Origin of the sequence: Psychrobacter communis (assembly GCF_014836505.1) — a bacterium.
GTDB classification, from domain to species: Bacteria; Pseudomonadota; Gammaproteobacteria; order Pseudomonadales; family Moraxellaceae; genus Psychrobacter; species Psychrobacter faecalis.
The window spans coordinates 69,780-76,133 of record NZ_JACSQR010000011.1 but is presented as its reverse complement, the minus strand read 5'-3'; the positions used below and the strand labels follow the sequence as shown (position 1 = coordinate 76,133).

Here is a 6,354-nt window from a genome sequence, read left to right as displayed (position 1 = left end):
GAAATAGCGCGTGACAATGAAGCAGAAAGAAAACGTCAAACCTATCTAATAGTCAATATTGGCTAGGTTTGAGTAAGGTTTTTGGAACGGTCTGAGCATTATTATTGGGATCGATAGGCGGTATCTTTTTACTCATCATCAGGCTTCCTTGTCTGCTATACGGTTGATAATTTATCTAGCATTTAATGCCAAACATTCGTTGCTATCGTACCTTTTTTAGCGATGGCTTATCCACTCTTATTCATGATAAAAATTGCACGGGATTTTTAGCTGTTATTAATCAAGCAAAATCTTGGTGCCGCTCTTGGTAAAGTTCATCACAAACTGGCTTTTAAAGCTGCGCACATTGTTCTCGTAAGTCAGCAAATTACGGGTAAATTCATGATAATCGTTCATGTTCTTGGCATTGACCATCAACATAAAATCCGCATCTCCTGACACTTCGTAGCAGCTCATTACTCGCGGTTGGTCATGCATCAAGCGCTCAAATCGATGCTGCATCGAGGTATTGGAGCGCGACATCTCTATCATAACCACCGCCGTAAGTCCGTAACCGACCTTATTTGGGTCAACGATAGCGACTTGTTTGGTAATCACACCGCTATCTATTAATGCTTGAATACGGCGCTGAGCGGTAGCGATAGAAACGTGTACACGTTCTGCGACCGTTTTTAACGGCAAAGTCGCATCGTCCTGTAGCAAATTTAAAATCGCTTTATCGGTATCGTCTAAAATATGGCTCACAGTATCTCTTCCCTAGAAAATCACAAATATTAAGGTTTTTATTATAAATATTATTGCTATTAATCTAAATGCAAGAAAATAACTGGATTTTGGTAGTAATTGAAGTAAATTTATTCGAATAAATACTTATATAGAAATAATATCTCATAGCACCTTAGTAAAATAGACGTTATTAAACAAAGCTTATTAATAACTCCGTTTGCAAAAATAAAAACAATCGCTAAGCCTTCTAACGTCTATTTATATTTACGGTGCTTATCATGTCGAACCTAACGCCCTCTAATGTCTCTACTAATATGCTCACAGCTACCGTTTCACGCTTGCCGTTGCCTGCTGTTTGGACGGCAGGTAGCAAACAGCAACGTACATTGATAATGGGCGTGGCGCTGGCGATATTATCAAACCTGTTATTTGGTGTGCTTTATGCCTATAGCAGTTTTTTGGCGCCATTGTCAGGTACGCAAGTTTTTATCTGGCGTATGCTAGCGATGTGGGCGGCGCTAATAGGGTATTTGCTCATTAGCGGGCGTTTAGGTTTGCATGTTGATAAATTAAAGGCGCTGCGCACGGTAAAGCAGTGGGTATGGTTATTATTACCAACGCCGATATTTCTCAGCCAGTTTTGGCTGTTTATGTGGGCACCAGTTAATGGTCAAGGTGTGCAAACCGCGATGGGTTATTTTCTCTTTCCACTGATGATGGTGGTGTTTGGTTGCGTCCTATTTGGCGAAAAGTTAAGCCGTCTGCAATGGTTGGCCGTTGGCTTTGCCGCAGTCGGCGTCGGTAGTGAGATTGTGCGTACCCAAAGCGTGTCATGGGCGACATTATGGGTGTGCGGCACGTATCCTGTTTATTATATCTTACGCCGCCTACAAGGTATCGGCGCGATTACAGGTTTGCTGGTGGATTTGACCATCTTTGCACCGTTTGCCGTCGCCTATTTATTATTTGTTGCGCCGAGCAGTTTAGGATTGGTTGGCAGCTCTAGCTTTTTTATCATGATGTTGGCAGGACTTGGTATGCTTAGCGTGCTCGCGATGAAGACCAATGTTGATGCCAGTCAAATGCTCCCTGTCAACGTCTACGGTATGATGAGCTATATAGAGCCGGCGTTATTATTTATCTTAGCAATCACTGTCTTGGGCAATCCTTTTGAATCAGCGATGATTTATAGTTATGGCTTAATTTGGCTCGGAATCGCTTGCTTAATCGCGCACGGTATCCGTCAATTATGCCGTGCGCATAAAGAGTCAAAAGTGAGCAAAATAGCCCAAACGGTCTAAAATTTGCTCCGTTAAATTAATAAGTTTACCATAGCAATGTCATAAAAAAGGACGACTCAACAATATGCTGAATCGTCCTTTTTGCGTTAGATTAAAACGTATCACTTACAACGTTTTTTAATCCAAATGCTGCTTAAAGCCGCGCTGCTTATCACGCTCCCAGTCGCGGTCTTTTAGCGTTTTACGTTTATCATGCTGCTTTTTACCGACGGCAAGCGCAATTTGGCATTTCACTAAGGAGTTTTTCCAATAGCAAGATAAGGGTACGCAGGCATAGCCTTTTTGATTGACCGCGCCCATGAGTTTCTCAATTTCGCGGCGATTGAGCAGCAGCTTACGGGTACGGATGCTATCAGGGCTGACATGCGTTGAGCTTGAAAGCAGCGGCTGAATATGGGCGCCAAACAAGAACGCCTCATTATTACGAAAGATAATATATGCTTCGGTAATGGTCATTTTACCAGCGCGAATGGCCTTCACTTCCCAGCCTTGTAACGATAGACCTGCTTCAAAGGTTTCTTCAATAAAATACTCGTGACGAGCTTTTTTATTGGCACAGATTTGATTGTCAGGTTTTTTTGATTTTTTTGACATAATTTCTCCATAAGGACTTTTATATACATGGTTTGTATAAATTGTCCCTGTCTAACTGTTCCTCATTCTAGCCCTTAAATGTAGATATTTTTTTTACCTATTAAGAGCGATGAGTCGAACCGACTATTGTAGCAAAGCGCACAGCGAAAAGGTAAATCGGCTGTTAGGACAAATGTAGCAGATAAGTAGGAAGTTTGAGCAAAATTTGCTAGCATATGGGTCATTATCATTAACCATATTAGCCCTGTTATGAGCCTTCCTGCTACTTCATCAAAATTGCATACCAAAATTTTATACCCTGGTACCTTTGACCCGATTACCAACGGTCATGTCGACTTGGTTAAACGCGCGGCTAAATTGTTCGATGAGGTCGTCATCGCCGTGGCCTCTGGTCATCACAAAAAACCTTTATTCGACTTTGAAGAGCGCGTGCATTTGGTCGAGACGGTATTTACGGATTTGCCGCAAGTGTCGGTGATTGGTTTTGAAGGCTTGCTGGTCGATTTTATGCGCGAAAAAAATGCCACCGCCGTATTACGGGGTCTGCGCGCGATGTCAGACTTTGAATATGAGTTTCAGCTGGCCAATATGAACCGCGAGCTTGATGAGAATTTTGAAGCGGTATTTTTAACGCCGTCGCAAAATTACTCGTTTATCTCATCGACTATGATTCGTGAAATTGCCAAACTTGGCGGCGATGTGACGAAATTTGTGCCACCTTGCGTCTCAGAAGCTTTTATAGAAAAACTCAGCAGCTAACATTTAGTGAAACGATTACTAAGTTAAGCTTTAATGATGAGTTGGTGGTTTAATATTAAGCATAATCGTAAGCCACGGACGTAATCATTTTTTATCAACTGCTAGCAAATAAGGAGCAGTTTATGGCGTTATTAATTACCGATGAATGCATCAATTGTGATGTCTGCGAGCCTGCTTGCCCAAATGAAGCCATCTCAGAGGGCGATGATATTTATGTCATCGACCCTGATTTATGTACAGAGTGTGTCGGTCATTTTGATGAGCCGCAATGCGTGGTCATCTGTCCTGTCGACTGTATCCCGCATGACCCAGACCACGTCGAAACCCAAAGCGATTTATTGGCAAAATACAAACGCATTACTGGCAAATAAAAAATGAAGAGATCTGACCGCTCAACGAGTAGCCTTTCAACCAGCGATTTCGACCAACAGCACCTTTGGCATCCTTATGCCAGCTTGCCGCCCACCTATCCTAATATCGTCATCGACCATGCCGAAGGTATTTATATCGTTACTAACGATGGCATACGCCTGATTGACGGCATGTCGTCATGGTGGGCGAGTATCCATGGCTATAATCATCCAGTGCTCAATACAGCGATGATTGCACAATTAGGCAAAATGGCGCATGTGATGTTTGGCGGCTTGACCCATCAGCCAGCCATAGATTTAGGCAAAAAATTATTATCCATTGTCCCTGATGGTCTTGATGCGATATTTTATGCTGATAGCGGCAGCATTGCAGTCGAAGTGGCGCTAAAAATGGCGCTGCAGTATCAAATTGCAGCCGGATGTACTAATAAAAACCAATTTGCCTCGACCCATTCTGGCTATTATGGCGATACCTGGCATGCAATGAGTGTCTGTGACCCAGTCGGCGGCATGCATAGCCTGTATGGTAAACAATTGCCTTTGCAGCATTTTGTCCCTGCACCGCCATTAGGATTTGAGCGTGAGCTGGCTCAAAATGAGCGTGATGAATTAACCACGTTTTTTGCTAAACATAGCGCTCAGCTTGCCGGATTTATTATTGAGCCTATTATTCAAGGCGCAGGTGGTATGCGCTTTTATAGTCCAGAATATCTACAACTATTACGCCGATTGTGTGATGAAAATGACGTACTGCTCATTGCTGATGAAATCGCCACTGGGTTTGGGCGTAGCGGCAAGCTATTTGCTTGCGAACATGCCAATATTAGTCCTGATATTATGACCATTGGCAAGGCGCTAACAGGCGGCTATATGACCTTTGCAGCGACCCTCTGTACCCGTGAGGTTGCCGAAACCATTAGCCAAAGCGACTATCCAGCCCTGATGCATGGTCCGACCTTTATGGGTAATCCGTTGGCCTGCGCAGTCGCTTGTGCATCGATTGATTTAATCTTGTCTTATGATATCGAATCGCGTACGGCAAATATGCAAACTATCATGGATGAGCAGCTAGCCACAGCGGCAAATTTAAATGGCGTTGCGGATGTTCGTTGTTTAGGCGCGGTCGCTGTGATTGAGCTAGATGAGGCGGTTGATATGCCAGTTTTTCAATCTTTGCTGATTGACAATGGCATTTGGGTCAGACCCTTTGGCAAATTGGTCTATATTATGCCGCCTTATGTCATTAGCGATGACGAACTGGTGACGTTGTGCCAAGCGCTCCTAACTGTCGTCACTATTTATTTGGGTCAAATGTCTACGACCAACAGAGTTTCGCTATGAGTGTGCTATTTATCTCCGGCATTGATACCGATATTGGCAAGACTTATGCCACAGGTATGATGGCGAAAGCGCTGATGCAGCAAGGCATTAGCGTCATCACTCAAAAGCTGGTACAAACAGGCGTTAGTATCGATTCAGCTAGTGGTAAAATGAATATTGCAGATGATATTGTCACTCATCGTCAATTAATGGGAATTCCATTGCAGCCTTGTGATTTAGACTTTACCACTTGTCTGTATCGTTATGAAAAACCCGCGTCGCCGCATTTATCTGTCAAGCTTGCTAACGACGTTCTAGACCCCAAAGTCATCACTAAAACTACGCAGCAATTGCAACAAAGCTACGACGCGGTACTATTAGAAGGCGCTGGCGGGTTACTGGTACCAATCACTGAACAACTATTAACCTTGGATTATATTGCTGAGCAAGACTATCCAGTTGTGTTGGTAACCTCAGGGCGGCTTGGTAGTATAAATCATACTTTACTGAGTTTAGAGGCGATTAAAGCGCGCGGCTTAACGCTGCATAGCGTGATTTATAACCATATTCATGATAATGCCGCTCAGACAGATGATGAGATTGCCAATAGTACGATTGATTATTTAAAAAACTACTTAGCGCGCCATTATCCAAACAGCTATTGGTTACAAATGGCGCAACAAACAAATAGCACTATAGGTAATGATAGTTTAGCTTTACCGCTAGATTTTATTTAAACGCTTTTATTTAAATGGTTTTATAACAACAAATAAATAAGCGCAAAACACTTTCCACACCTGATACTAATTTTGCTATACTAGCGCGCTTGGTAGACTAGGCGATCGCCGCTGCACACTGGCAACAGATGCGCAGGGGAGGAAAGTCCGGGCTACATAGGGCAGCGTGCCAGCTAACGGCTGGGCAGGGTAACTTGACGACAAGTGCAGCAGAGAGCAGACCGCCTTTGGTGTCGCAAGACATTATCGGTAAGGGTGAAAGGGTGCGGTAAGAGCGCACCGCGTGAATGGCAACATCTCACGGCAGGGTAAACTCCACGCGTAGCAAGACCAAATAGGCATCGATATGGCGCGGCCCGCGTTCGATGCGGGTAGGTTGCTTGAGCGTATCAGCGATGATACGCCTAGAGGAATGATCGTCCACGACAGAACCCGGCTTATCGGTCTACCAACTTTTTTGTTTTGCGGTTCGTTTTTATCGTTAGTATTATGCATATTTACCGTTAATTTGGATGAAATGCGTATTTTTCGCAAAAAATGCTAATT

7 protein-coding genes and 1 other RNA gene are annotated in these 6,354 nt (G+C 43.6%); 6 read left to right on the top strand and 2 right to left on the bottom strand.

Features of this window, described 5'->3' with window-relative positions:
* Positions 1 to 276 precede the first annotated feature (276 nt).
* Positions 277 to 744, bottom strand: coding sequence for an Lrp/AsnC family transcriptional regulator (locus tag H9653_RS12645; protein WP_191691167.1), 468 nt, complete (start codon positions 742 to 744; stop codon positions 277 to 279).
* Positions 745 to 1,004: 260 nt separating this feature from the next.
* Here H9653_RS12645 and rarD point away from each other — a divergent pair, with 260 nt between their 5' ends.
* Positions 1,005 to 2,027, top strand: coding sequence for an EamA family transporter RarD (gene rarD / locus H9653_RS05920; protein ID WP_225211631.1), 1,023 nt, complete (start codon positions 1,005 to 1,007; stop codon positions 2,025 to 2,027).
* 117 nt (positions 2,028 to 2,144) lie between these two features.
* Here the strand turns inward: rarD and smpB are convergent, their stop codons facing one another.
* Positions 2,145 to 2,621, bottom strand: coding sequence for an SsrA-binding protein SmpB (gene smpB, locus H9653_RS05915; RefSeq protein WP_068405891.1), 477 nt, complete (start codon positions 2,619 to 2,621; stop codon positions 2,145 to 2,147).
* A 249-nt stretch (positions 2,622 to 2,870) separates the two neighbouring features.
* On the opposite strand from smpB, the gene coaD reads away from it, so the two are divergent.
* From coaD to rnpB, 5 genes are all read left to right on the top strand, one after another.
* Positions 2,871 to 3,380 carry a pantetheine-phosphate adenylyltransferase gene (gene coaD / locus H9653_RS05910; RefSeq protein ID WP_191691165.1) on the top strand — a complete coding sequence of 170 codons (510 nt, stop codon included), beginning with the start codon at positions 2,871 to 2,873 and terminating at the stop codon, positions 3,378 to 3,380.
* A 122-nt stretch (positions 3,381 to 3,502) separates the two neighbouring features.
* The gene (locus tag H9653_RS05905; RefSeq protein ID WP_191691164.1) at positions 3,503 to 3,751 is read left to right on the top strand and encodes a YfhL family 4Fe-4S dicluster ferredoxin; all 249 of its coding nucleotides are present in this window, start codon (positions 3,503 to 3,505) and stop codon (positions 3,749 to 3,751) included.
* Positions 3,752 to 3,754: 3 nt separating this feature from the next.
* Entirely contained in the window at positions 3,755 to 5,092 is a 1,338-nt protein-coding gene (gene bioA, locus H9653_RS05900; protein ID WP_191691163.1) for an adenosylmethionine--8-amino-7-oxononanoate transaminase, read from the top strand.
* Positions 5,089 to 5,808 carry a dethiobiotin synthase gene (gene bioD, locus H9653_RS05895; protein WP_191691162.1) on the top strand — a complete coding sequence of 240 codons (720 nt, stop codon included), beginning with the start codon at positions 5,089 to 5,091 and terminating at the stop codon, positions 5,806 to 5,808. Before bioA ends, bioD begins: the two co-directional genes overlap by 4 nt.
* An 89-nt stretch (positions 5,809 to 5,897) precedes the next feature.
* Positions 5,898 to 6,264, top strand: an RNA gene (gene rnpB / locus H9653_RS05890) — RNase P RNA component class A.
* Positions 6,265 to 6,354 lie beyond the last annotated feature (90 nt).